23 protein-coding genes and 1 pseudogene are annotated in these 24,863 nt (G+C 60.1%); 23 read left to right on the top strand and 1 reads right to left on the bottom strand.

All coding sequences use genetic code 11. The features are described 5' to 3' along the window. Positions 1–17 precede the first annotated feature (17 nt). The 13 genes from mraY (at position 18) to M5J09_RS00815 (ending at position 12,812) form a co-directional block, all read left to right on the top strand. Positions 18–1,130 (top strand): phospho-N-acetylmuramoyl-pentapeptide-transferase, encoded by a 1,113-nt coding sequence (gene mraY, locus M5J09_RS00875; protein WP_070536011.1) that lies wholly within the window; start codon positions 18–20, stop codon positions 1,128–1,130. Beyond that, positions 1,127–2,518 carry a UDP-N-acetylmuramoyl-L-alanine--D-glutamate ligase gene (gene murD / locus M5J09_RS00870; protein WP_257156663.1) on the top strand — a complete coding sequence of 464 codons (1,392 nt, stop codon included), beginning with the start codon at positions 1,127–1,129 and terminating at the stop codon, positions 2,516–2,518. The genes mraY and murD overlap by 4 nt, the downstream gene beginning before the upstream one ends. 108 nt (positions 2,519–2,626) lie before the next feature. Continuing rightward, the gene (locus tag M5J09_RS00865) at positions 2,627–3,994 is read left to right on the top strand and encodes an FtsW/RodA/SpoVE family cell cycle protein (protein WP_374982088.1); all 1,368 of its coding nucleotides are present in this window, start codon (positions 2,627–2,629) and stop codon (positions 3,992–3,994) included. A gap of 29 nt (positions 3,995–4,023) precedes the next feature. Then, positions 4,024–5,097, top strand: a complete 1,074-nt coding sequence (murG, locus tag M5J09_RS00860; RefSeq protein ID WP_042531557.1) for an undecaprenyldiphospho-muramoylpentapeptide beta-N-acetylglucosaminyltransferase — start codon at positions 4,024–4,026, stop codon at positions 5,095–5,097. A gap of 36 nt (positions 5,098–5,133) precedes the next feature. After that, positions 5,134–6,624, top strand: a complete 1,491-nt coding sequence (gene murC, locus M5J09_RS00855; protein WP_257156661.1) for a UDP-N-acetylmuramate--L-alanine ligase — start codon at positions 5,134–5,136, stop codon at positions 6,622–6,624. Beyond that, entirely contained in the window at positions 6,617–7,276 is a 660-nt protein-coding gene (locus M5J09_RS00850; protein ID WP_257156660.1) for a cell division protein FtsQ/DivIB, read from the top strand. Before murC ends, M5J09_RS00850 begins: the two co-directional genes overlap by 8 nt. A 207-nt stretch (positions 7,277–7,483) precedes the next feature. After that, a complete protein-coding gene (gene ftsZ / locus M5J09_RS00845) occupies positions 7,484–8,839 on the top strand; it encodes a cell division protein FtsZ (protein WP_042531550.1) in 1,356 nt (451 codons plus the stop codon). A gap of 24 nt (positions 8,840–8,863) precedes the next feature. Continuing rightward, entirely contained in the window at positions 8,864–9,604 is a 741-nt protein-coding gene (gene pgeF, locus M5J09_RS00840) for a peptidoglycan editing factor PgeF (protein WP_042531548.1), read from the top strand. A gap of 4 nt (positions 9,605–9,608) precedes the next feature. Then, entirely contained in the window at positions 9,609–10,313 is a 705-nt protein-coding gene (locus tag M5J09_RS00835) for a YggS family pyridoxal phosphate-dependent enzyme (RefSeq protein WP_257156659.1), read from the top strand. A gap of 68 nt (positions 10,314–10,381) precedes the next feature. After that, the gene (locus M5J09_RS00830) at positions 10,382–10,807 is read left to right on the top strand and encodes a cell division protein SepF (RefSeq protein WP_144790411.1); all 426 of its coding nucleotides are present in this window, start codon (positions 10,382–10,384) and stop codon (positions 10,805–10,807) included. A 142-nt stretch (positions 10,808–10,949) separates the two neighbouring features. Further along, the gene (locus tag M5J09_RS00825) at positions 10,950–11,261 is read left to right on the top strand and encodes a YggT family protein (protein WP_257156658.1); all 312 of its coding nucleotides are present in this window, start codon (positions 10,950–10,952) and stop codon (positions 11,259–11,261) included. A gap of 169 nt (positions 11,262–11,430) precedes the next feature. Further along, on the top strand, positions 11,431–12,552 hold the full coding sequence (locus tag M5J09_RS00820) for a DivIVA domain-containing protein (protein WP_257156657.1): 1,122 nt from the start codon (positions 11,431–11,433) through the stop codon (positions 12,550–12,552). 89 nt (positions 12,553–12,641) lie between these two features. Next, positions 12,642–12,812 carry a hypothetical protein gene (locus tag M5J09_RS00815; protein ID WP_042531539.1) on the top strand — a complete coding sequence of 57 codons (171 nt, stop codon included), beginning with the start codon at positions 12,642–12,644 and terminating at the stop codon, positions 12,810–12,812. A 60-nt stretch (positions 12,813–12,872) separates the two neighbouring features. Here M5J09_RS00815 and M5J09_RS13245 read toward each other — a convergent pair whose 3' ends face one another. Continuing rightward, positions 12,873–13,949, bottom strand: coding sequence for an HNH endonuclease signature motif containing protein (locus M5J09_RS13245; protein ID WP_257156656.1), 1,077 nt, complete (start codon positions 13,947–13,949; stop codon positions 12,873–12,875). Between the two features lie 412 nt (positions 13,950–14,361). Here M5J09_RS13245 and M5J09_RS00805 point away from each other — a divergent pair. The 10 genes and pseudogenes from M5J09_RS00805 to ileS form a co-directional block, all read left to right on the top strand. Then, positions 14,362–14,945: pseudogene (locus tag M5J09_RS00805) on the top strand (class I tRNA ligase family protein); the annotation flags it as partial. Between the two features lie 159 nt (positions 14,946–15,104). After that, complete coding sequence (gene sepF, locus M5J09_RS00800) at positions 15,105–15,431, top strand: cell division protein SepF (protein ID WP_257156694.1); 327 nt, start codon at positions 15,105–15,107, stop codon at positions 15,429–15,431. A 157-nt stretch (positions 15,432–15,588) separates the two neighbouring features. Further along, positions 15,589–15,885: a YggT family protein gene (locus M5J09_RS00795; protein WP_257156655.1), complete on the top strand. Its 297-nt coding sequence runs from the start codon at positions 15,589–15,591 to the stop codon at positions 15,883–15,885. Between the two features lie 295 nt (positions 15,886–16,180). Continuing rightward, positions 16,181–17,059 (top strand): sensor histidine kinase, encoded by an 879-nt coding sequence (locus M5J09_RS00790; RefSeq protein ID WP_257156654.1) that lies wholly within the window; start codon positions 16,181–16,183, stop codon positions 17,057–17,059. Further along, positions 17,056–17,721, top strand: a complete 666-nt coding sequence (locus tag M5J09_RS00785) for a response regulator transcription factor (RefSeq protein WP_042531531.1) — start codon at positions 17,056–17,058, stop codon at positions 17,719–17,721. Before M5J09_RS00790 ends, M5J09_RS00785 begins: the two co-directional genes overlap by 4 nt. Before the next feature lie 75 nt (positions 17,722–17,796). Further along, on the top strand, positions 17,797–18,510 hold the full coding sequence (locus M5J09_RS00780) for an ATP-binding cassette domain-containing protein (protein WP_042531529.1): 714 nt from the start codon (positions 17,797–17,799) through the stop codon (positions 18,508–18,510). Then, positions 18,507–19,985 (top strand): hypothetical protein, encoded by a 1,479-nt coding sequence (locus tag M5J09_RS00775; protein WP_052471403.1) that lies wholly within the window; start codon positions 18,507–18,509, stop codon positions 19,983–19,985. The genes M5J09_RS00780 and M5J09_RS00775 overlap by 4 nt, the downstream gene beginning before the upstream one ends. A gap of 258 nt (positions 19,986–20,243) precedes the next feature. Further along, positions 20,244–20,786, top strand: coding sequence for a hypothetical protein (locus tag M5J09_RS00770; protein ID WP_374982086.1), 543 nt, complete (start codon positions 20,244–20,246; stop codon positions 20,784–20,786). 320 nt (positions 20,787–21,106) lie between these two features. Continuing rightward, on the top strand, positions 21,107–21,295 hold the full coding sequence (locus M5J09_RS00765; RefSeq protein WP_257156653.1) for a hypothetical protein: 189 nt from the start codon (positions 21,107–21,109) through the stop codon (positions 21,293–21,295). 334 nt (positions 21,296–21,629) lie between these two features. Continuing rightward, complete coding sequence (gene ileS / locus M5J09_RS00760; protein WP_257156652.1) at positions 21,630–24,836, top strand: isoleucine--tRNA ligase; 3,207 nt, start codon at positions 21,630–21,632, stop codon at positions 24,834–24,836. The last annotated feature ends 27 nt before the right edge of the window (positions 24,837–24,863 follow it).

The raw sequence follows: 24,863 nt of genomic DNA, 5'->3' as shown, positions 1-24,863 counted from the left end.
GAAAGGACTTCAAGCACGTGACTCAGATCATCATCGCTGGTGTGGTCAGCTTCCTCGTTGCGATCTTCACCACCCCGGTACTGATTCGGTATTTCTCCGACGCTGGCCGCGGTCAGGAAATTCGCGAGGACGGCCCTAAGTCGCACCTCCGCAAGCGCGGTACACCCACTATGGGCGGCTTGGCCATCTTGGCGGGCATCTTGGTTGCCTACCTTGTTGTGGGGTTCTACGGAATGTTCACCGGACATGTGGGTTTCACCGCGTCCGGTGTGCTGGTCCTAGGGCTAACACTTGGGCTTGGTGCAGTGGGATTTGCCGATGACTTCATTAAGCTGTTCAAAAAGCGCAATCTAGGTCTCAACAAGACCGCCAAGTTGGTGAGCCAGCTTGTGCTTTCTCTTCTCTTCGGCTTCCTTATCCTGCGCTTCCCCAACGAGAAGGGCTTGACCCCGGGGTCTACGAAGCTGTCCTTTACTCGTGACCTCAAGACCTTTGACCTCGCCGTCGGTGGTGCGGTGGTGGGAACCATTGTGTTTCTCATCTTCATGTACATCCTCATCGCCGCGTGGTCCAATGCCGTCAACCTGACCGATGGCCTCGATGGCTTGGCGGCAGGTGTGACCGCTATCGTTATGGGCTCCTACTCGCTCATGACCTTCTGGCAGTTCCGCTACTCCTGTGCGAATGAATTCACCGCTGGTTGCTATCAGGTGCGCGATCCACTCGACTTAGCCGTACTAGCTGCTGCGGGTCTTGGCGGTTGCCTGGGCTTCCTGTGGTGGAATGCCGCGCCGGCCAAGATTTTTATGGGCGATACCGGCTCCTTGGCCCTCGGCGGCCTCGTGGCGGGCATCTCCGTGGCCAGCCGCACTGAGCTGCTCATGATTGTCATCGGCGCGCTGTTCGTTATCGAGACGGTGTCGGTGGTTATTCAGATTGTGGTCTTCCGCACCACCGGCAAGCGCTTCTTCCGCATGGCGCCTATCCACCACCACTTCGAAAACGGTGGGTGGGCCGAAACCGCCGTTGTGGTTCGTTTCTGGCTTCTGGCTGCAATGGCGGCCATGGCTGGCGTGGCAATCTTCTACGGTGACTGGCTCACCGCTGCCGGAATTGGCCTGAGCGCATGAGCCCGCGTCCCGAGTTTCTTGACGGCCGTGTCCTCATCGCCGGAGCAGGCGTCTCCGGCCGCGGCTGCGCGGCGGTGCTCGCTGGCCTCGGAGTCGATATCACCGTGGCCGACGGCAACGCGGAGTCCCGCGCGCGCATTGAGTCCGAGCTGGGCGTAGCCACGGCGGATACCGACGCGGTCGCCCTCGATGAGTATTCCTTCGTTGTCACCTCGCCGGGTTGGCGCCCCGATTCTCCGCTCCTAGCGCGCGCTTCTGATGCCGGTCTCGAGGTCATCGGAGACGTCGAGTTGGCCTACCGCCTCGACCGCGCTGAGGTGTTCGGTGTCCCGCGCCGCTGGCTAGCCATCACGGGCACCAACGGCAAAACCACCACCACGGGCATGCTTGCGGCCATCATGGCTGCGGATGAACGCCGCTCGGGCCTGCGCTCCCAGGCGGTAGGCAACATCGGTGTATCGCCTTTCGATGCCCTAGCGGCTGAGCCGCGAGTGGACATTCTCGTGGCGGAGCTTTCCTCCTTCCAGCTTCACTGGTCGTCGGAGCTGCGCCCGGAGGTCGGAGCGCTGCTCAACCTGGCTGATGATCACCTTGACTGGCATGGTTCCTTCGAGGCCTATGCAGCGGACAAGGCGAGGATTCTCACCGGCACCCACTCGGTGTACGGCAAGGATGATGAGCACGTCGTTGCCCTGGTAGGGGACAGGAACGCCACGGCGTTTAGCCATACGGAGCCTGCGCTTGGTGACGTCGGAGTGCGCGCCGGTGGCTTATTCATCAATGGAGTCGCGGGGATGACGGCGACTGTCGTTGACGATGTCACCACCCTCCAACCGGCCGGTCTCGCCGGTGTGCTCGATGCCGCCGCGGCGGCGGCTGTGGCCGCACTCGCTGGGGCGCGGGCAGAATCAATTACCGAGGGGCTCGCGTCCTATGTGGTGGCCGGGCACCGCGGTGAAATCGTGCACGAGCATGCCGGGGTGACCTACATCGACAATTCAAAGGCCACCAATCCCCATGCAGCAGAAGTTGCCATGCGTGGCCTTGACTCCGTGGTGTGGGTAGCCGGTGGCCAGCTCAAAGGCTCTGACGTCAGCGAGCTGCTGCGCACTCACGCTGCGAGACTGAAGGCGGCGGTGCTGGTGGGCGTCGACAAGCACCTGCTCGCACAGGCACTCACGAAAGCAGCACCCCATGTGCCCATCGTGCTCGTGGATAGCCATGACCCCCAGGCCGCGATGGATAATGCTGTTGCGGCTGCCCTGCAACACGCCGACACCGACGATACCGTACTTTTGGCCCCGGCTGCGGCATCGTTGGATATGTACACCGGAATGAGCCAGCGCGGTGATATGTTTGCCGCCGCCGCCCGCCGTCTCGCCCGCTAAACAGGAGCACTCGCCGTGACCACTACCCAGAAGCCACCCCGCACGCTGGGCCATCGCGCGCGCGATATCCGCGAGCGCGTCCGTGCCTTCCCCGGGCTGGATTATCAGATGCTACGCATCGCCATTTTCTCGCTCATCGGCATTGGCGTGCTCATGGCCTTTTCCTCGTCCATGGCCACCTCGCTTTCTGAGAGCGACAGCCCGTGGTCAGCCGCCCTGCGCCAATGCATCCTTGTGGCTGCAGGCTTGGTGGTCTTCTGGATCGGACTGCGTATATCGCCGCGCACGCTGCGAGCTTTAGTGCCGTGGTTTCTTGGGCTTGCGATTGTATTGCTCATCCTTGTGCTTATCCCCGGTATTGGTACCGGCCGCTCGCAGGTTGGCTCGCAGTCGTGGATTATGCTGCCGGGTGGTGTCGCCTTCCAGCCTTCCGAGTTCGCCCGCGTCGCTGTGGGCTTGTATGGTGCCTCGGCGCTCGCGGATAAAACGCATCGGTCGATGCGCCTGACCGATCCTTTCATGATGTACTCCATTATTTCGGGCATCATGTTCGTGCTCATTGTGGCGCAGGGTGACTTGGGCATGGGCGTATCCCTCGCCCTCGTCGTGGTCTTTACCCTCATCTTCGCAGGTGTGGATTGGCGCGTGCCCACCGTGGTTGGTGTCTTCGGCGTCATCGGAATGGCCACTGTCTTCCTCGCCGGTGGTTTCCGTTCGCACCGCTTCCACACCTACTTCGACGCCTTGCGCGGCAACATCGAGGACACGCAAGGTACAGGTTTCCAGGCGTATCAGGGCTTCCTCTCGCTTGCCGACGGCGGCTTCTGGGGCGTCGGCCTTGGTCAATCCCGCGCCAAGTGGTTCTACCTGCCGGAGGCTAAGAATGACTTTGTCTTCGCCATTATCGGTGAGGAACTCGGCTTGTGGGGCGGTGCACTGGTGATCGGCCTCTTCGCGGTCCTCGGCTACTTTGGCCTGCGCACCGCCAAGCGGGCCCAAGACCAGTTCCAGTCTTTGCTTGCCGCGACGCTGTCCGTCGGCGTGGTGGTACAGGCCTTCATCAACATCGGCTATGTCATTGGCGTGCTTCCGGTGACAGGTATTCAGCTGCCGATGATTTCCGCTGGCGGTACCGCTGCAATTATCACCATTGGTTCAATGGGCCTGCTGTGCAACGTGGCCCGTCACGAACCGATGCAGGTATCCGCCATGCAGAACTTTGGTCGCCCACTCTTTGACCGCATTTTCCTTATCCCGGAGCCGACCCCGCCGAATGAGCGTCGAGGTGGCGCGCACCGAGCGGATCGTGAGCGCGCGGAGGGGCCACGTGGCCAGCGCGGTCAGCGTGGCCAACGCCCGCGGCCTCAGCGCCAAACAGAGCGCAGCCGCGAGGAGCGCTTCGGCCGTGCGGTGACAGGCCGGCGCGTCCCACGGCAGGAGGCGCCTCCGGAGCGTCGGCGCGGCGAGCGCCGGTAGCCGCGGGCGGCGCTGGTAGCCTGTAGTGCATGAATGCCACGCCAATTTCCGTCGTCATCGCAGGTGGCGGCACTGCCGGACACATTGAACCAGCGCTCGCAGTGGGGGAGGAGTTACGCCAGCGCCACGGCGCGCGGGTGACTGCTTTGGGGACCCCGCGTGGCCTAGAAGGAGACATTGTTCCGGCGCGCGGTGTTGACTTGCGCATGATTACCCCAGTGCCGGTGCCGCGCAAGATTAATGCTGACGCGGCCAAACTGCCGTGGCGCGTTGCGAAGTCCGTACGGGAGACTCGCGCGGTGCTCAAGGACGTGGCTGCCGACGCCGTCTTCGGCACCGGCGGCTATGTCGCCGCCCCAGCCTATCTCGCAGCAAAGTCCTTAGGCATTCCCTTTTTTGTTCTAGAGACTAACGCGTTGGCCGGCATGGCTAACAAGCTGGGAGTGCGTCTCGGCGGAACTGGTTTCAACGCCCAGGATGGCTCCGGTATGCCTGGTGAGGTTCTCGGCATCCCAGTGCGCCCAGGACTTGGGGAGGATCCGGATGGTTCCGCGGCCATGGCCGCGCGCACGAACTGGAACCTGGGGGATGACCGTCCCACGATCGTGGTGACAGGAGGCTCGCAGGGGGCGGTGAGCATTAACCGGGCTGTGGCCGGGGCGATCGAGAATCTCACGCAGGATTTCCAGGTGCTCCATGCCTATGGCAAAAAGAACGAAAAGCCAGCAGAGCGTGAGAACTACGTAGCGGTACCGTACATCGATGACATGGCGGGCGCGCTGGCCGTGGCTGACCTCATGGTGTGCCGCTCGGGTGCGATGACTGTCGCCGAAGTATCCGCGGCAGGTCTGCCAGCCGTGTATGTTCCGCTCCCACACGGTAACGGCGAGCAGGCGCTCAATTCTCGCACGCTCGTGGAGGCTGGTGCAGCTGTTCAGATTCCGGACGCTGAACTAACCCCTGAGCGCCTCATCGATGAGGTGCGAGCTATTCTTGGCAATCCTGCTACCTTGGCATCGATGCGAGCGGCAGCTAACGCCAGCACGGCTGGTGATGTTGCCGCTGTGATCGCGGACCGTATTGCGTCGAGCGTGCGCGGCTAGGTCTAACTCTCCCCCCACGAACGAAGGATTTTCACCATGACTGCAACTCCTGCTACCACTGACCTGTCCCGTGTTCACCTCGTGGGTATTGGCGGCTCCGGCATGTCCGGTTTGGCGCGCATCCTTGTTACCCGCGGTGCGGTGGTGACGGGTTCTGATGTCAAGAAGTCCACCGCCGTGGAGGTGCTGCGCACCATGGGTGCCACAATCGCCATCGGGCACAAGGCTGAAAACCTTGAGCTGGCCGGCGAGAAACCGACGGTAGTGGTGACCTCATTTGCGGCGATTCCGCAGGATAACCCTGAACTGGCTGCTGCCCGTGCGGCAGGAATTCCGGTGATCCGTCGCTCTGATTTGCTTGCGGAGCTCATGGCGGGCCACCGCCAGGTGCTGCTCGCCGGCACGCATGGCAAGACCTCCACGACGTCGATGGCGGTCAACGCGATGCAGCACGCGGGCATGGACCCGTCTTTCGCCATCGGTGGACAGCTCAACCGTGCGGGCACTAACGCGCATGGCGGTACCGGTGATGCCTTCGTTGCGGAGGCGGACGAATCCGATGCCTCACTGCTGCGCTATAGCCCGACCGTGGCCGTGATTACCAATATCGAGCCCGACCACCTGGACTACTTCCGTACGGCGGAGAGCTACTACCAGGTTTTTGATGACTTCGCCGATCGCATCGTGGACGGCGGCTACCTCGTGGTGTGCCTTGAGGATGAACAGGCCGTGGCCACCGGTGAGCGCGCGGTTGAGCGCGGAATTCAGGTGTTGGGCTACGGCGCGCGCACTGAATCCTCGCTGCCATGTGGTGTTGAGATAGTGGAAGAGTCTGTGTCGGCGGCGGGTGCGCACGTGCGTGTGCGCTTGGCGCTTCCCGGCGTCCCCTCGCAAGAACTCTCCTACGACCTCCACGTTCCTGGTCACCACATGGTGCTCAATTCTGCCGCTGCGCTGCTGGCTGGCGCGCTGGCGGGTGGTGATCCAGCAGAGCTGGCTGAGGGCCTGACAGACTTCACAGGTGTGCGCCGCCGTTTTGAGTACCGCGGCTCGCAGCAAGGGATTCGTGTCTTTGACGACTACGCGCATCATCCGACCGAGGTCGCTGCGGTGCTCACTGCTGCGCGTTTCAAGGTGGATGCAGAGGGCGAGGGCGCTCGCGTCATCGCCTGTTTCCAACCACACCTATACTCCCGCACGATGGAATTTGACGCGGAGTTTGCGGACGCCCTCGCGCTTGCCGACGCCGCCGTGGTCCTCGACATCTACGGTGCCCGCGAACAGCCAGTTGAGGGGATCACCTCCCGCATCATCACTGACAAGATGCCGGAGGACATGCCGGTTATCTTTGAGCCGGACTTTTCTGAGGCCGCAGGCGACGTCATTTCCTTGGCGCAGCCTGGCGATGTGGTGCTCACGATTGGTGCTGGAACCATCACCTACGTGGCGGGGGAAATCCTCACTGAGCTGGAGCAGCGTGGAGATGTCGAAGAAGCGTCGTCGGCGGTAAAGGGCCAGGATGTCTAAAAAGTCAGGGGTACTTGCCGTCGGTGTGGTCTTCCTCGTGGCACTTGTGGCGGTGGCCGCAGTATGGCTGTTTCCCATTCTCACTGTGAAGTCCTTTGAGGTGGAGGGAACCGAACACGTGACTGCAGACGAAGTGGAGCAGGCGAGTGGGGTAGCTTATGGCTCCAACTTGGTGCGGTTGGACGCCCGCCAGGCGGCGCATGGAGTGGCCTCGTTGCCGTGGATAGAGTCTGCGACGGTATCGCGCGCGTTCCCGTTCACGGTGCACGTGAACGTCGTCGAGCACGAAGCCGTGGCCTACGTCAAGGATGGCCTCCGAACTGTGCTCGTGGATGATAAGGGCAAGGAATTTGTTGAGGACACCCCTCCGGCCGAGGCCATTGAACTCACTGGGCATACGGAATCGGGCTCCCCGGAAATGCAGGCCGCCGTTGAAGCGATGTCAGCGCTTCCGGCTGACGTGCGCGCGAAGGTAAAAACCCTCGAGATTAAAGACACCTATTCGCTCACCTTCGTCACTGATGATGGCAAAACTGTCTTTTGGGGCGCTGCCGAGGACAATGCGAACAAGGCCATTGCGTTCGAGGATGTGCTCCAGTTGGAGGGCGAATCCTGGAATATTTCTAATCCAGCGTTGGTGACTCGACGCTAAGCCCGTCGCCGGTGGGACGGGTGGGGCGCCTGTTAATAAAACCGCACGTCAGCAACCCTAAAGTAGAGGTTGAGGGTACCGACACGCGGCAAAATGTGCGCCCAAATAACCGTCTTGTCGTTAAAGATGGATGTAACCGCCTCTCACGGTTAGGGGCGCCTCCTCGTTTACATATAAACCCTTATTCGAAAGGCAAGAGACCCTCGTATGATCTCATCTAGCAACAACCTCGCGGACATCAAAGTCGTCGGCGTCGGCGGCGGCGGTGTCAACGCTGTCAACCGCATGATCGAAGAAGGGCTCAAGGGAGTCCAGTTTGTCGCCATCAATACCGACTCCCAGGCGCTGATTTTCTCCGACGCGGACACCAAGCTCGACATCGGCCGCGAGGCCACCCGCGGCCTCGGTGCAGGCGCTAACCCTGAGGTAGGCAAGACCTCGGCCGAGGATCACAAGACCGAGATTGAGGATGCTCTTCAGGGATCCGACATGGTCTTCGTCACCGCCGGCGAGGGTGGCGGCACCGGCACCGGTGCCGCTCCGGTCGTCGCGTCCATTGCGAAAAAGATGGGTGCCCTCACCGTCGGCGTTGTTACCCGTCCGTTTAAGTTCGAAGGCGCTCGCCGCACCCGTCAGGCGATGGCCGGCATCGAGGAGCTTCGCGAGGTTTGCGATACCCTCATCGTTATCCCGAACGATCGCCTCATGCAGCTCGGTGGTGAGGAGCTGTCCATCGTCGAGGCCTTCCGCGCTGCCGATGAGGTTCTCCACAACGGTGTTCAGGGTATTACCAACCTCATCACCATCCCGGGCATGATCAACGTCGACTTTGCGGACGTGCGCTCCGTGATGTCAGATGCCGGTTCTGCGCTCATGGGCATCGGCTTTGCCCGCGGCGATAACCGCGCCCTTAACGCCGCCGAGCAGGCCATTAATTCCCCGCTTCTGGAATCCACCATGGAAGGCGCCAAGGGCGTGCTGCTCTCCATCGCCGGTGGCTCCGACTTGGGCCTGCACGAGGTCAACGCTGCCGCGTCCATGGTGGAGGAGCGCGCCGACGAGGACGCCAACATCATCTTCGGCACCATCATTGATGACAACCTTGGCGACGAGGTCCGTGTCACCATCATTGCCACCGGCTTTGATGCCCAGGCCAACATGACGACGCAGCCTGCGCACACCGGCCACGGCCAGCAGGCTACCCCGGCTGCTCGCCCGGGTTCCCTCTTTGAGAACCGCGGCGAGGCACAGCAGGAGACTCCCGCTGCTTCCCGTGCCGAAGCCCCACGCGAGGAGTACACCCGTTCCGAGCCGCAGCGCGCCGAGGCTCCGCGAGCGGAGCGCATCGAACGTGAGGAGTACGCACCGCGCCATTCCTACGAGCGCGAACAGCCATCCGAGCCGGCTCCGTCCAGTGGCCTGTTCACCAGCTCTGACCGTTTCCGCCGCGAGGAGCGCGAGGGCCGTGACGACTACCGCCTCTCCCGTCCGGATGAGCGCCGCTCCCGCGGTTTCGACGATGACGGCGATGACGATCTCGACGTGCCCTCCTTCATGCGCTAGTCGCAGCCCGCTACTCTGGAGTGCATGCCAGTAAACGAGGAAGCACACCCATCGAAGCGCCCCGTCCGCATGGTATTTACCAGCCGTGCCGGCGGGGCATCGTCATCTCCGTATGACTCTTTCAACCTTGGGGATCACGTCGGCGATGACCCTGACGCCGTCGCCGCGAACCGAGCGCGTCTCCTGCGGGCCACTGGTCTTGAGGACATTGTCTGGATGGAGCAGTTGCACACCAACACAGTCACCCGTGTAGGTGCAGAGTGCCGCGGCGTGAACACCCCGGTAGAAGCGACAGACGCACTGGTTACCACGGAGAAACGTCTCGGCCTCGGGGTTCTTGTGGCTGACTGTACGCCGGTGCTGCTTGTCGACGTCCCCTCAGGCGTCATCGGAGCTGCCCACGCCGGGCGCCTAGGCGCACGCAACGGCATTGTCCGAAATACCGTCAACACCATGATGGAGCTCGGAGCCTCCCCGTCGACCATGCAGGTGCTCATGGGGCCGGCCGCCGCGGGGCGGAATTATGAGGTGCCGGAGGAGATGGCGAGGGACGTCGAGAAGCACTTGCCCGGTTCCCTCACGCGCACAACGAAGGGAACATGGGGTATCGACGTTCGTGCAGGTCTCGTGCGCCAGCTTATGGAACTCGGGATAACCGCTATTGAATCCGATCCGCGCTGCACGATTGAGGATACTGAATTCTTTTCTTATCGCCGTGATGGCGTCACAGGACGTCAAGCCGGCGTGATTTGGCTGGAAGGATAGAGACATGACTGAGCAGAACCGACTCGACGAACTTCGCGCTGGACTCGAACGTACCCGTGCCGATATCCAGCGTTTTTCCGAAGCGGCCGGGCGCGAGGCACCGCAGCTTTTGCCCGTCACCAAATTCCACCCCGCAGGGGACATCGCTCTGCTTGCGCAGCTGGGCATCACCGATGTTGCGGAAAACCGCGAGCAAGAAGCCAGAGCCAAGGCTGAAGAACTGCCTGACGTGCATTTTCACATGATCGGTCAGATCCAGACCAAGAAGGCTAATCATGTTGCGCGCTGGGCACACAGCGTGCATTCGCTGGATTCTGAGAAACTCGCCCGCGCCCTCGACCGCGGCGTGGGCCTGGCCCAGGAGCGTGGCCAGCGCAAGGGGACCCTACCGGTATTCATTCAGGTCTCCGCCGACGCCGACACCGCCCGTGGTGGCTGCCCTCTTGAACAGGTTTCAGGATTGGTGACGATTGTGGAAGAGCTAGAGAATCTCGACCTTCAAGGCTTCATGGTTGTCCCTCCGTTAGACAGTGAGCCAGCCGAGGTTTTCACGCGGGTCAAAGGGCTTGTGGAGGACACCGCCGAGCAGCTTGGACGCCCACTGAAACTTTCTGCTGGAATGAGTGCAGACATGCAGGCAGCAATTGAATCTGGAACCGATATCGTGCGTGTCGGAACCGGAATAATGGGACCACGGCCAGTAGTTTAAGTGACATCGCAAAAGCGCATTTCAAAGACACTAATCTCACAGAAAACTAGGTCAGAGGGAGACCCAGAATGTCACTGATTGATAGGACCAAAGAGTTCTTCGGGCTGGGCCCGATGGACGTGGACGCCGACGATGCTTACTACGCCGATGAGCGTACCTACAACGCTCCGTCGTACGCGGCACCGTCGTACGAGAAGCACGAAGAGGAATTCGTTCCCACCATCGTGGCCCTGTCGCTCGTCTCCTTTGACGACGCTGCCAAGGTCGGTGGCCCTTTCCGCGATGGTGACGCTGTAGTCTTCGAGCTCACTGATGCTGACCGCGGATCCGCCAAGCGCTTCGTCGACTTTGCAGCTGGTCTGTGCTTCGCGCTGGAGGGCCGCATGAAGAACCTCACCAAGGGTGTTGACACCAGCCGTAAGGTCTTCGCGATCGTGCCGAAGGGTGCTGACATCTCCACAGTGGAGCTGGAGCGCGCCGCACACCTGCGCTAACGAATCTCGCCACGCCGCCGTTATCCCGTTTCTCCGTGTTGGCTTCAGGAGAAGGTGATGACGGTGGCTTTCGGCGTTTTATGGCGAAGCGCCGGGCAGGGGAGTACCGCTCGCGGGGGTGGTTCCGATAGGCTCGGGCGTTGTGAATGCTTTAGGTTCAATTCTCCTCGTCGCGGTGAGCCTCTATTCGTGGATTTTGCTCGCGCGCATCGTCATCGAGATGATTCAGTCTTTCTCGCGCCAGTTCAACCCTCCGCGGTGGTTCATGATGGTGGCTGAAGTGCTCTTTGTTATTACTGATCCGCCAGTCAAGGCGCTGCGCAAAGTGATCCCGCCGTTGCAGCTTGGAGGTATCGCGCTGGATGTGTCGATCATCGTGCTCTTTTTGCTGCTCGCGGTCCTATCGCAGCTCATAAAGTGGTTCTTCTTTGGAGCTGCTGGGGTGGCTGTATAGCCGGTCGGGTGTATTAAACCCTCCGGTTAACGTTGAGACTAGTGCCCGCGTTAGATAATGTGTTGATTTGGATACAATGAGTTATCACAATCCGTATTATTAACCGCATATGTACCCGGCCTCTGGACCCACTAGAGGTTTGACCGATTTGTAAGGGGAAGAGAAGTCAATGCCACTGTCACCAGCTGATGTACACAACGTCGCTTTCAGCAAGCCGCCAATTGGCAAGCGTGGCTACAACGAGGACGAGGTCGATCAGTTCCTCGACCTTGTTGAGGATGCTCTTGCTCAGTTGCAGGATGAAAACGATGAGCTCCAGGCCCAGGTTGAGGACCTGAAGTCTCAGTCCAAGGGCGGCGCTGCTGCAGGCGCCGGCGCCGCTGCAACCAAGGTTGATGAGGCCGCCGTGCGCAAGGACGTCGAGTCCAAGCTTCGTGCTGAGTACGAGGCTAAGCTGGCTGACTCCAAGAATGAGATTGCCAAGGCTAAGGAAGAAACCAAGAAGGCTCAGGAGCAGGCAAAGGCCGCCCAGGCTCAGTCTGCCCAGGCCCCTGCCGCACAGCAGCAGGACAACTCCGCTGAGCTCAAGGCCGCTCGCGAGGAGGCTGCTGCTGCAAAGCGCGAGCTCGAGGCTTCCAAGCGCGAGCTGGAGAACACCAAGAAGGAGCTGGAGTCCGCGAAGAACTCCGGCGCTTCCACCGCTGCCGCCGGTATTGCTGGTGCTGGTGCTGCCAAGTCTGGGGAGGGCCTGGCTACCCCGGATACCCACATGCAGGCAGCTCGCGTGCTCGGCTTGGCTCAGGAAATGGCAGACCGCCTCACCAACGAAGCCAAGGCAGACTCCGAGTCCATGCTGGCAGAGGCTCGCACTGCAGCAGAGAAGCAGCTTGCTGACGCTGACTCTCACTCCAAGGCCCAGCTTGCCGATGCCCAGAAGCGCTACGAGGCTCAGCTCCAGGAGGCTGATACCCGCTCCAAGAAGCTGGTTGCTGACGCAGAAACCAAGGCAAAGCAGACTGAGTCTGATGCCACCTCCCGCGCTGAGGCTCAGATCCGCCAGGCAGAGGAGAAGGCAGCTGCTCTGCAGGCAGACGCTGAGAAGAAGCACACCGAGGTTATGAACACGGTGAAGCAGCAGCAGACCGCCCTCGAGGCGCGTATCTCCGAGCTGCGCACCTTCGAGCGCGAATACCGCACTCGCCTCAAGACGCTGCTTGAGTCCCAGCTCGAGGAGCTGGAGGCTCGCGGCACCGCGGCACCCAACGGTGAAGCTGGCAAGGCTAACAACTAATCATTGAATTGACGGCGTCCCTTTCAGGGGCGCCGTTATTCTTTTTGTGTGCACGTGAATTCTGGCGGCCATGGAAAGGGGGAGCGGGCATGCTCATTGGTGCGTTGGTGCTGGCCTTCGTGGCGTTCGTGGCATTCGTGAACTACATCCTCACGGCTGCTGACTGGTCACTGTACCTGCTATTTGCCTCTGCAGGAGTAGGCATTGTCCTCTTCGTAGCGGATACGGTTCTCAAACTGCGCCGCAAGCACGACGAGTAGCCCTGGCCCTCAGAGAGCTTCTGAGGACGAGGGCTGGTTCGTCGACCAAATCGGAGGGGCTTAGGGCGCGTTGCTGCGCGGAGGTCCGGTTGCTTCGACTGCCGCCTGCCGCGGTGTGGGCGGCGGGGGAGAACCGAAATAACGTTTCGGGGTTCCCCTGACTCGCACCATTCGCCCGCGGCCTGGCGGAGCATTAGGGTCATCTTGATTGATGCCGTTGTGATAGGCGCAAAGCATGACCATGTTTTCCGGGTTGGTAAAACCGCCTAGCTTCCACGCGATGAGGTGATGCACCTGACATTCGTCGGCGGGCTTCATACAGTCATCCCACGCGCAAGTGGGGGACTCCGCCATGGCCATGATGCGCTGTTTGAGGCTCGCTGAACGCTCCTCGCGGTAGAGGTTGACCGGGCCGCGCACGGGGTGAAATAGGGTAGCATATGTGCCGTCGAGGTCGATTTCTCCCGAGATGACCTTGTTGACGTACTCGGCGCCGGTCATCGTGGCACCGTTGGTCATACGTAGCGTGATCTCCTCGCCGTCACCGTCGAGAATCTTAGTCAGCGTGTCCAGCGGAACAAGAATATTGGTCTGCAACCCCTTGCGTGGAGCCGCACCTTTAAAGAAGGCATCCCGAATGGATTCGATGGGACGTTGTTCATCGACGACGTCGTTAAGCTCCGCGATGACCTGGGACGATGCCGTAATCGCCATGGTCCACAGGGCATTACGTCGGCGGTATATCTTTACCCCGGCCGTGCGTTTCGGGGACGCCGAGTGTTCCTTAAGCTTCTTCTTGGCCAAAGATTCCATCGCCAGAGTGTCAGCGCTCGTGCGGCACAGCTCCAAGCGCATTCGCCAGCCCAGGGCTTTTGTCTTGGCTTTCCTGGCATAGCGGTCAATGACTTCCAAGGTAGGCAGGGAATGCCCGCGCTCGCGAGCAGCCTTTACTGCGTCACGCTGCATGCGCGTCATGCCAGTCGTGCCAAAGAAGCTGTCATGCAAACGGAGTAATTGCCGGGCAGTTTTATCAGGCGCCCCGGCAGCAACGAGGTCAGCTTCAGACATCCCATCGCACCCGGCGACGACATCGATGCCGGCCCCGAGAGCGTTAAGAAATTTCTGAAGTGCGTTCACGGTTCCCGAGCCTAAACTGCGTTTCACTCTGATTGCACTAGAAAAAATGTTCCTGTGAATAACCCGATCCCACCTATCTCTTTCGGATACTGGAGTACCTATTTTGGGATTGCGGGAACCCGGGCCTGTGAAAACTTGACCACCTCGGTATACTTTTGAGCTGTATGCAATGATCCGGCCATCACCGTGGGAGCATTCCGGAAGAACGTGAGGCGTGTGTGCGCCGCATTAGTAGAACCGGGCGGGTAGGGACCGTCATCTCCTTCACATCAACGAAGCGGGGCGCACCATCAGCGCCCAAGCGGGGTGGTACCGCGAGCCGAAAGGCGCGTCCCCGCATCAGCGAACGAGTGAAGGATTTTTTGATGAGTGACACCCCGCGAACGTCGGCAATGTCTACCCCAAGGTCGACATGACCGCTGGGTCTTCCCGCTTTCCCGATATGGAGCTGGAAGTCCAGAAATTCTGGAAGGCCGATGACACATTTAAGGCCCGCCTTTTGCTAATGGCTTGCCGCATTATGGCCACCTGTTGACTGGCTATGTCAAGGACATTGTCCCGCGCTACCGCACCATGGCCGGTAACCATGTGCCGCGTGTTTTCGGATGGGATACACACGGTCTGCCTGCGGAACTGGAGGCAGAAAAGCAGCTCGGCATCACTGACAAGGCCCAGATTGAGGAGATGGGTCTGGAGAAGTTCAATGAGTACTGTGCCAAGTCCGTCCTTGAATACACCGATGAGTGGGAAGAGTACGTCAACCGCCAGGCCCGCTGGGTGGATTTCGAAAACGGCTACAAAACCATGGACCTGGACTACATGGAGTCCGTCATGTGGGCTTTCAAGGAGCTTTATGACAAGGGCCTTATCTACCAGGGCTTCCGTGTTTTGCCGTACTCCTGGGCTGAGCATACCTCGCTGTCGAACCAGGAGACGCGCCTGGATGATTCCTACAAGGAGCGCCAGGACCCGACCGTGACCTTCCCGGTCACCGGCGCGGTCGGATCCTGGCGGCGCCGCAGGGGCATCGGCAAGCACAAGGTTGCCGGTATCTCCGCCGACGGTGACACCGCGCGTGGGGAAGTGGTCCTGGAGGAGCTGGACACCCAGGCCGATGCCACCGTGGCCGCCGATCAACTCCGCCTGGCGGATAACATGTTGGTACCGCCCGCTACGCGCGAAGAGGTGGCTGCTGCATACGAGCCGACCATCGTCCCCGTCTCCCTGGTCTCCTACAAGGCAGCCACCAAGATCGGTGAGCCTTTCAGCAATGGCGACGCCGTGGACTTCGAGCGCGCCGATCCAGAGAAGTCCGACGCTAAGCGCCTCATCGATTTCGCCGCTGGTTTGTGCTTCGCCGCTCGCGGCAAGATGGTCAACCTGACCTCCGGCATGCAGACCGAGCGCCGTGTCTCCGCCATCCCCCCGTCTGACTGCACCATCTCCACCCTCGAGCTGGAGAGCGCCGGCCTCCTGGGCTAAATATTGCGCTCGGCACGTGCTGCTGCACACCTCGACAGTATCCCGATGGGGTGCCGTCTCTTTGCGTGCCTGTGTTCTATTTGTTTGCCTTCGTTCTTGCTTTGGCAAGGGGCGAATAGGAGTGGGAACCTGCGCCCGGCTAGGTTAGTCTGGCAGGGTGAATAATCTTGGACTACTTCTGCACGCCTTGATTCGGCTCTACACGTGGGTTCTCATTATCCGCATTGTCATTGAGGTGGTTCAGTCCTCCTCCCTCAGCTTCCGCCCGCCGCGCTGGTTTATGCTCGTGGCCGAGTCGCTGTTCGTCGTGACCGACCCGCCAGTCAAGTTGCTGCGCAGGCCCATCCCACCGCTGCGCATGGGCAACGTGGCCCTGGACGTGTCCACCATCGCGCCCTTCCTGCTGCTGAACGCGGCGGGCGTGGTCGTGATGAAGACCATGGTGGGCGTCTAGCTTTCCGATGCGTGCTCCAATGTTGCCACCTGGATTAATAGGCGACCGCATACTGACCCTTGCTGCCGTCGTTCTTGCGCTTTTATACACGCTTGTCAACAGTGTCTGGTCCAGCCCAGCGGAAGTGCTCCAAGTTGTTGTTGCGTGGTGCTTCGTTCCATTTTTCTGGGTGTGGCGTTCGCGTCCGGTGACTAGTGCCACGGGGTTCCTCTTGTGCCTGGCAGCGTGGGCGCTAACCTGGTTTCTTTCCCTGCCTTACAACACCGGCGTTTCCCCTTGGCTGCTGACCGCTCCCATGGCTGTCTACACAACGTCGCGTTACTGCGATGACCGACGCATTCGGGTCGGCGTATTAGGAGTAACGCTCTTGGGCTCTTTTGCCTCGCCGGTGATGTGGCAGCTGCAGGACGACTATTCGCTTCGCTACTCGACCGGCACGGAGGCTCTTTTCCGTCTCATCGTGCACTGGCTGTTGCTGGCAACCGTTTATTTCGCTGGAACACGCGCTTACGGACGGGTGCTGCAAAGGCGGGCAGAGGAAAATGAGCGGATTGCGCGTCTACGCAGTGCGCAAGAGGAGGAGCGGCTACAAATTGCACGCGAGCTCCATGATGTCTTGGCGCACAGCCTCACCCTCATGAAAGTGCAGGCTTCCGCGGGTGTAGTGGCATCACGCGACGATGCCGCGACAGCTGTTAAGGCTCTTAACACCATTCACGCCATTGCCGATGACGCGCTGAGCGAGGTCCGCCGCATAGTCTATGCTCTGCGCAGTAACGATGAGTTCCCGCGCGGAGAATCAACGGACATCGAGGGGCTCATCGAAGGATTCCGCAAGACTGGGCTGCGTATTAGCGCAAAGGTTTCCCATGATCTGGCGCAGGCATCGAGCCTTGTTCAACTTGTGGTAGCCCGAATCATCACGGAATCCCTGACCAACGTCATCCGCCATCAAGGCATCGACAGCGATGTTGAGCTGGAATTGGAATGCAACGAGAGCGTCGACATTTCCATCACGTCATGGGGCAGCGTGCAGGCAGAAAACTCTGGCTCGCGTACCGGCCTGATTGGGCTGGAGGAGCGAGCATGTTCCCTCGGAGGAAGTTTTAGTGCCGAAGGAACTCCCGATCTGTTCTACGTCCGCGCGCAATTACCATTTCGGAGTACGACATGAGCATCCGGGTTTTGCTAGCTGATGACCAAGTTCTGCTCGTCTCAGCGTTATCCACCATCCTCAACGCTGCACCTGACATAGAGGTCGTGGCGCAAGTTGCCAATGGGGTGGAGGCAGTCGCTGCAACCGGCATGCATCGCATCGATGTGGCCGTACTGGATATTCGAATGCCGCACATGGACGGTATCGCCGCGGCAAAGGCAATCAAGGCAGCGCATCCGAATATTCAGGTGGTCATGCTGACTACCTTTCACGACGATGAGCTCGTCGCGGATGCTCTGCAGGCTGGAGCGAACGGTTTCCTCCTGAAAGATGCCGATCCTGACATCTTGGCATCGACGGTGCGTTCCGTTGCCGCGGGTGAGTCTGTTCTATCGACCAAAGTTACTGGCTCGGTCCTTAACTCTTATCGTGCGGCGATGAGATCAGGCAGGGAGTTGACTACGCAACAGCGAAAGGACTTGGAACTCGTGACTGTGCGTGAGATGGACGTGTTGCGTCTTGTCGCCGAGGGGCTAACCAACGGTGAAATCGCAGATCACCTTCATGTTGCTGAGACGACCGTTAAGACACACGTTTCCTCGCTGCTTGCAAAATTACAAGCGCGCGACCGAATTGCGCTCGTTTTGTTTGCAGTGAGTGCTGGACTCGTCTCCTCCTAGAGTAGGAGACAGTGTCCCTGAAATTCGTTTCGGGGGCTGATGTATTAGTGCTGTCTTCTAACCATGATGAGTCACATGACTCGTACACCGACAATCAGCTTTGAACACGTCGCCAAGAACTTTGGCCCACAACAGGTTCTCAGAGACGTCACTTTCCAGATTCATCCGGGCCGCGTGCACGCCCTGCTAGGACGCAATGGAGCAGGCAAGTCTACTCTCATTTCTATTCTGCTGGGACTTCTTCCGGCGGATTCAGGCCGCGTGCTCGTTGATGGCACGCCATGGAGTAGGGCTCACCTGAAAAGAATCGGCGCATCCGTCAACGGGCCTGCCTTTTATGGTCACTTGAGCGCCCGAGCGAACTTGCTCGTCCACACCCGTTTGCTTGGATTACCGGATTCTGAAGCGGATCGAGCGCTCGATGTCGCAGGTATTGCGGATACCGGTCGTAAGCGGGCAAGCAGCTTCTCGACCGGCATGAAGGCGCGCTTGGCTCTTGCCCAGGCAATCCTTGGGGACCCAGAAATTCTCGTTCTTGACGAGCCTCAAAACGGGCTTGATCCGCAGGGCATCGCTGAGCTGCGTGAACTGCTGCGAGACTGGGCGAAAAATGGGCGCACGGTACTTGTCAGTTCCCATCAGCTAGGTGAAGTTGTCCATCTTGCAGACGACGCTACGGTGTTGGCGGAGGGAGAAATCCGCTACACCGGCCCACTGCCGCAGCTGGCACCAAACGGTGACCTGGAGAAGGAATTCTTCCGTCTGACGATGGGAGGAAGGACGAAATGAGTGGTTACCTTTCCTCTGAAGTAATGCGGGCTCGTAACTCGACGTTGCAGTGGCTACCGCTCATTGCGATGCCGTTCTTAGCGTTGATACTTATCATGCAGGTGAGTGTTGACCCGCGCGCCAATGTGGAGGCCATCCTCAACTGGCAGGCGATTTATCTCACTGGCCTTGCCGCTCCCGTGGCAGCGTTGTTCGCGGCAAGCGCGGAATCCCGTGAAAAGCAGGCGCGGTTCGGTGGTACGCTATGGCGAGATACCTCCGCTCAGCGTCAGCGCGCAGCCCGACTGATTGTCGTACTGTTGAGTCTGTTCGCGTTCCACCTCTTGAACTATGGCGGAGCTTGGGCGTTTGCGGCGCTGATGGGCAGGATTGGCAGCGGGAGACTGCTGTACCTTGGCATGCTGGCATTCATCGGCGTTGTGGGGATTGCAGGGTTAGCCTCCGCTCTCGCGCGTTTAACAAACCTGATCGTGCCGGTCATCGTGTTTCTTTTATGGCAGATGGTCGGTGTATCCCGGAATGTAGTCGAAGGCGACTTTTGGTGGGCCTGGCCTATGGCTTGGCCGGTGAGGCTGATTTTGCCTGTTGCTGGAATCCACCAAAACGCGGTTGCCCTGGAACCGGACTCACCGTTACGCGCTGAGAAGCCGTGGTTGGCACTAGGGTTGTGCGCGTTGCTGGCCCTCATCGGCATTGGCGCGGCGTTGCTCACCCCAGAGCAAACCCTTCAAGTCAAGAAGCGCTTCAAGGAAAGGGCTGTGCCGCGTCCGGCCGTTGCGCTCCGCAGTTATGGCTCCGCAGCAGCTGTTGCGCTTCGCAGCGACGCGCGCCGTCCTCGTCCTTACGCCGCGATAACTCCAGCAGTCATGAACGCTGCTTTGCTCGGCTGTACGGCACTTGCGCTGCTGGTCATGGTGGTTGCTGCCATGTTCTATCCGGTGACTATCTTGCATGGGCTATTCACATACGCCGTGCTGCCGATTGGTGCCGGCCTCATGCCGGTAATCATTTGGCCGCGGCTGCAAAAGGTGTGGCCGCTCATGCTCACCGAATACGCGAACAGCGCACGGGTGGTGCTGACCTGGATGCTTGCATACCTAGCTTTGGTGGCATCGATCGCCGCTGGATTAGGGCTTCTCGCCGGAGGAACCTTCGCTGATGAAGGACGACGTTTTGTCCTTTTCGCCATCGTGGGCGGCATCGTCATCCTGATATCCACTCAACTCGTGCTTCGCACGGGCGCGGCAACTGCTATTGCCGCGGTGTTGTTTATGGTCATTCTTTCCGTCTTGGTAGGCGGAGATGTCCTCGCGCAAACGATGCTATGGGTATTCGCTTTTCCAGCGTGGCCGGAATCCGCGACAACTCCGTTGCGACTTACCATCGCGGGGATTCTAGGAACTGTGATGCTTCTAGTTCTGTGGATGCGCACACAACGTCTGCTCGAACGGCTGATAGAGCTAGTACATAGTTGAAATTCCTTCGCAGTAAATGCCGTTCAATGGATGTCAATAGGGTTCAAATAGGCTCAAATGATACATATTTTTGTATGTTTGTTGTTGAAAAGAGGGTGTTACTAAAAAAGGTTGTCAACTCCGTGGGTGAGACTGTTGGGGGTGTGAAAGGTTTTTTGCTTCGGCGATGTAGCTTTCGGGCACTCTGAGGAGCCGACTGGGCTTCCTGTGCAATCGGTTTAAGTCGAGGGTCTGTTTGCTCTAGGCTGCTGCGGTCTCTTGGGCTGTGGAGATGTTTCGGTAGAGCTCGCCGCTGAGCTGGAGGCTGCACGCAAGGAACTCGAGGCTACAAAGAAGTCGGGCGCATCCGAACCGCAGAAGGCCGCCGCACCAGCAGCGCCGGCAGCTGCTGATGGTGCCGGAGTCGGCGCTATTGCCACCCCGGACACTCAGATGCAGGCCGTCAAGGTCTTGGGCTTGGCCCAGGAGATTGCAGACCGCCTCACCAACGAGGCCAAGGCCGAGTCCATGCTGCATGAGGACCGCAGCACCGCCGTTGAGAAGCAGATCAACGACGCTGACGCACGCTCCAAGGCTCAGCTGGCTGACGCTCAGAAGAAGTATGACGCCCAGCTGCACGAGGCAGACACCCGCTCCAAGAAGCTCGTTGTTGACGCTGAGGCGAAGGCAAGGCAGACCGAGACCGACGCTGCGTCCCGCGCTGAGGCTCAAGTCGGCCAGGCTCAGGAGAAGGCGGCTGTTCTGCAGTCTGACGCTGAGAAGAAGCACAACGCGTCATTGAACACCGTGAAGCACCAGTAGACCGCTCTCGAGGCCCGCATTTCCGAGCTGTGCACCTTTGAGCACGTGTACCGCAACCGTTTCAAGACCATGCTCGAGTCCCAGCTGGAATAGCTTGCTACCCGTGGCTCCACTGCTCCGAGCAATGAGGCTAAGTAGGGCCCGCCCACCACAAGAACTGATGCCCATTACAAGGGCGTTTGCCCTTGTAATGGGAGTTGAAGGACCCCGCAGCGAGTGCAACCGCACCGCCGCTGGGGTCCTTTTCCATGACCTGTCAGGCCACTGCCACGGTAGCCCCGCAGGCGCCGGCCGAACCCCTTCGGAAGGAGTGGACCACCATGATGCTCGCAGCCTTGTTAAGCGCGCTCGCTGCCTTCGTCGCCTTTGTCACCTACGTCCTGAGCGGAGGCAATGGCCGCGCTGGTCATCACCGTCGTCTGCGCGGAGGGCGGCCTCGGGTACCTGGTGGCGGACTGGTGGCGCGCCCGGGTGGGCAAAAAGAGAGTCCAGCGGCACGCCCGTTGTAAAGGCATTGCGTACAGCATTGCTAGGGCGGCGGCGGGGTGGCTATAATGACCACTTGTATGCGTTGATCCGGCAATCACCGGGGGAGCATTTCGGAAGAACAGTGGCGCGGGTGCGCTGCCCAGTAGAACCGAACGGTCGGGGAGCCGTATAAATCCTTCACTAGAAACGAAGCGGGCGTGGTGCCCGCCGGTACGGGTTGCACGGTGTGTGCGGCGCGGCATCGGCAAGCACGGCGTCAAGCAGGGTGGTACCGCGTGCAACGGTGCCGCGCCGAATCCGGCGCGGGCGTTGGGCGTCCCTGCACCAAGCAACCGTGTAGTGAAGGATGAATTAATGAGCGCAGAAGAAACACAGGCCGGCCAGGTCGGCAGCGTATACCCCAAGGTTGACATGACCGGTGGAACGAGCAAGTTCCCGGTCATGGAAGAGATCGTGCAGAAGTACTGGAAGCAGGACGACACCTTCCAGGCCAGCCTCCAACAGACGGAAGGCTGCCCGGAGTATGTCTTTTATGACGGCCCGCCTTTTGCTAATGGCTTGCCGCATTACGGCCACCTGTTGACTGGCTATGTCAAGGACATTGTCCCGCGCTACCGCACCATGGCCGGCAACTACGTGCCCCGCGTGTTTGGCTGGGACACCCACGGTCTGCCTGCGGAACTAGAGGCAGAAAAGCAGCTCGGCATCACTGACAAGGCCCAGATTGAGGAGATGGGTCTGGAGAAGTTCAATGAGTACTGCGCCAAGTCCGTCCTTGAATACACCGATGAGTGGGAAGAGTACGTCAACCGCCAGGCCCGCTGGGTGGATTTCGAAAACGGCTATAAAACCATGGACCTGGACTACATGGAGTCCGTCATGTGGGCTTTCAAGGAGCTCTACGACAAGGGATTGATTTACCAGGGCTTCCGTGTTTTGCCGTACTCCTGGGCTGAGCATACCTCGCTGTCGAACCAGGAGACGCGCCTGGATGACTCGTACAAGATGCGCCAGGACCCGACCCTGACCGTGACGTTCCCGGTGGCGGGCGCACGCGAGGGCAGTGCTGCGGAGAAGACGTTGGCGGATAACGCCGAGCTTGTCGACGCCTCCTTCCTCGCCTGGACCACCACTCCCTGGACCCTTCCTTCGAACCTGGCTTTGGCCGTACACCCGGAGGTCACCTACGTCTTGTTTAAGGCTACCGAGGGTGATTTCGCTGGCCGCACATTCATCATGGCCGAGGCTCTGGTAGGTACGCTCGCCAAGGAGCTCGGGGAGGCTGAAATCCTCACCACCTTCACCGGTGCTGAGCTGGAGGGCTTCCAATACCAGCCGATTTTTGATTTCTTCCCGGACGTAGAAAACGCTTACCAGCTGCTTCTTGCAGATTACGTCACCACCGAAGACGGTACCGGTGTGGTCCACCAGGCTCCGGCCTTCGGTGAGGACGATATGCTGACGTGCCAGAAGTATGGCGTGGGTCTGGTCATCCCAGTCGATGAGGACGGCAAGTTCACCTCTCAAGTGCCGCCGTACGAGGGCCAGCTCGTCTTCGATGCGAACAAGGCCATCATCAAGGACCTCAAGGCTGCTGGCCGCGTGGTGCGCCATGTGACCATCGAGCACTCCTACCCGCACTCGTGGCGTTCGGGCGAGCCGCTGATCTACATGGCGCTGCCGGCCTGGTTCGTGAAGGTGACGGAGTTCCGTGACCGCATGGTGGAGCTCAACCACACTGAGATCGAGTGGCTTCCGGAACACATCCGTGATGGTCAGTTCGGTAAATGGCTGGAAGGTGCGCGTGACTGGAACATCTCCCGTACTCGCTACTGGGGTGCGCCGATTCCGGCGTGGATCTCCGATAACCCGGAGTACCCGCGCGTGGATGTCTACGGCTCGCTGGATGAGCTGGAGCGTGATTTCGGTGTGCGCCCGACGAGTTTGCACCGCCCGCACATTGATGAGCTGACTCGCCCGAACCCGGATGATCCGACGGGCCAGTCGATGATGCGCCGCGTGCCAGACGTGTTGGACTGCTGGTTTGAGTCTGGCTCCATGCCGTTTGCACAGAAGCATTACCCGTTTGAGAACAAGGAGTGGTTTGAGACCCACTCGCCGTCGGATTTCATCGTGGAGTATTCCGGTCAAACCCGTGGTTGGTTCTATGTGATGCATGCGCTGTCGACGGCGTTGTTTGACCGCCCCGCGTACAAGAAGGTTGTTGCGCACGGCATTGTGCTGGGTAATGACGGTCTGAAGATGTCGAAGTCGAAGGGCAACTACCCGAATGTTAACGAGGTCTTTGACCGCGATGGTTCGGACGCGATGCGCTGGTTCCTCATGTCCTCGCCGATTCTGCGCGGCGGTAACCTCATCGTGACCGAGCAAGGCATTCGCGAAGGCGTGCGCCAGGCTATCCTGCCGATCTGGAACGCCTACACTTTCCTGCAGCTCTATGCCTCTCAGGAGGCGACGTTCGATGTCAGTTCAACCAATGTGCTCGATCGCTACATCTTGGCCAAGACGCATGACTTGGTGAAGAACACCAATGACGCACTGGCCAATACCGACATTGCCTCGGCCACGGAGGAAGTCCGTCTCTTCGCTGACGCGCTGACTAACTGGTACGTGCGCCGTTCCCGTGATCGTTTCTGGGAGGGTGAGGAGACCCATGAAGAGGCTTTCAACACTCTCTATACGGTGCTGGAGACCGTCACCCGCGTGGTGGCGCCACTGCTGCCGCACGTGGCTGAGGTGATCTACCGCGGTCTGACCGGTGAGCGTTCTGTGCACTTGGCGTCCTACCCGAAGGCGGAGGACTACCCGGCTGACGACGCTCTCGTAGCTGCCATGGACGCTACCCGCGCGGTGGCATCGGCAGCGTCGTCGGTGCGCAAGTCCAACAAGCTGCGCAACCGTCTTCCGTTGCCCAAGCTGACGGTGGCGATGCCGGAGTCGGCTCGCCTGGCTGACTTCAAGGACATCATCCGCGATGAGGTCAACGTTAAGGACGTCGTGCTCACTGATGATGTTGATGAGGTCGGCACCTTCGAGGTTGTTTGTAACGCCAAGGTTGCGGGCCCGCGCCTAGGCAAGGATGTGCAGCGCGCCATCAAGAACCTCAAGGCAGGCAACTACGAGCGCGAGGGCGACGAGGTCATTGTCGACGGTGATATCCGCCTGTCCCCGGAGGAATACACCGAGCGCCTGCAGGCAGCGAACCCGGAGTCTACGGCGCGCGTGGACGGCGTGGACGGTTTGGTCGTGCTGGACACCGAAGTTACCGAAGAACTCGAGGCGGAGGGCTGGGCCGCTGACGTCATCCGTGGCTTGCAGGATGCCCGTAAGGCCGAGGACTTCGTGGTCACCGACCGCATCTCGGTGGTTCTTTCGGTTCCGGCAGACAAGGAAGAGTGGGCACAGCGTCACCGCGAGCACATCGCGGCGGAGGTTCTCGCTACGGACTTCACCGTGACTGTGGAGGAACTGACTGCCGATGCTGGCCAGGCCGTTCATGACGTTCTCAAGGGCGTTACCGCAACGGCGGCCAAGGCCTAAAGCCATCACAAGCAGACAAAAGCTCCA

Origin of the sequence: Corynebacterium sp. BF-R-2, from assembly GCF_024586525.1 — a bacterium.
GTDB classification, from domain to species: Bacteria; Actinomycetota; Actinomycetes; order Mycobacteriales; family Mycobacteriaceae; genus Corynebacterium; species Corynebacterium singulare.
Note: the sequence above shows the minus strand (reverse complement) of the source record. Positions and strands in the feature narration are given on the sequence as shown.

What these genes read in the sequence shown, in the direction of transcription:
- murC (WP_257156661.1), top strand. Translation starts at nt 5,134, where the DNA reads ATGACTGCAACTCCTGCTACCACTGACCTGTCCCGTGTTCACCTCGTG.
- pgeF (WP_042531548.1), top strand. Translation starts at nt 8,864, where the DNA reads ATGCCAGTAAACGAGGAAGCACACCCATCGAAGCGCCCCGTCCGCATG.
- M5J09_RS00815 (WP_042531539.1), top strand. Translation starts at nt 12,642, where the DNA reads ATGCTCATTGGTGCGTTGGTGCTGGCCTTCGTGGCGTTCGTGGCATTC.
- M5J09_RS00780 (WP_042531529.1), top strand. Translation starts at nt 17,797, where the DNA reads ATGACTCGTACACCGACAATCAGCTTTGAACACGTCGCCAAGAACTTT.
- M5J09_RS00790 (WP_257156654.1), top strand. Translation starts at nt 16,181, where the DNA reads ATGGCTGTCTACACAACGTCGCGTTACTGCGATGACCGACGCATTCGG.
- M5J09_RS00820 (WP_257156657.1), top strand. Translation starts at nt 11,431, where the DNA reads ATGCCACTGTCACCAGCTGATGTACACAACGTCGCTTTCAGCAAGCCG.
- ftsZ (WP_042531550.1), top strand. Translation starts at nt 7,484, where the DNA reads ATGATCTCATCTAGCAACAACCTCGCGGACATCAAAGTCGTCGGCGTC.
- M5J09_RS00850 (WP_257156660.1), top strand. Translation starts at nt 6,617, where the DNA reads ATGTCTAAAAAGTCAGGGGTACTTGCCGTCGGTGTGGTCTTCCTCGTG.
- M5J09_RS00775 (WP_052471403.1), top strand. Translation starts at nt 18,507, where the DNA reads ATGAGTGGTTACCTTTCCTCTGAAGTAATGCGGGCTCGTAACTCGACG.
- murD (WP_257156663.1), top strand. Translation starts at nt 1,127, where the DNA reads ATGAGCCCGCGTCCCGAGTTTCTTGACGGCCGTGTCCTCATCGCCGGA.
- M5J09_RS00765 (WP_257156653.1), top strand. Translation starts at nt 21,107, where the DNA reads ATGATGCTCGCAGCCTTGTTAAGCGCGCTCGCTGCCTTCGTCGCCTTT.
- M5J09_RS00830 (WP_144790411.1), top strand. Translation starts at nt 10,382, where the DNA reads ATGTCACTGATTGATAGGACCAAAGAGTTCTTCGGGCTGGGCCCGATG.
- M5J09_RS00865 (WP_374982088.1), top strand. Translation starts at nt 2,627, where the DNA reads ATGCTACGCATCGCCATTTTCTCGCTCATCGGCATTGGCGTGCTCATG.
- ileS (WP_257156652.1), top strand. Translation starts at nt 21,630, where the DNA reads ATGAGCGCAGAAGAAACACAGGCCGGCCAGGTCGGCAGCGTATACCCC.
- sepF (WP_257156694.1), top strand. Translation starts at nt 15,105, where the DNA reads ATGTTGGTACCGCCCGCTACGCGCGAAGAGGTGGCTGCTGCATACGAG.
- murG (WP_042531557.1), top strand. Translation starts at nt 4,024, where the DNA reads ATGAATGCCACGCCAATTTCCGTCGTCATCGCAGGTGGCGGCACTGCC.
- M5J09_RS00835 (WP_257156659.1), top strand. Translation starts at nt 9,609, where the DNA reads ATGACTGAGCAGAACCGACTCGACGAACTTCGCGCTGGACTCGAACGT.
- M5J09_RS00785 (WP_042531531.1), top strand. Translation starts at nt 17,056, where the DNA reads ATGAGCATCCGGGTTTTGCTAGCTGATGACCAAGTTCTGCTCGTCTCA.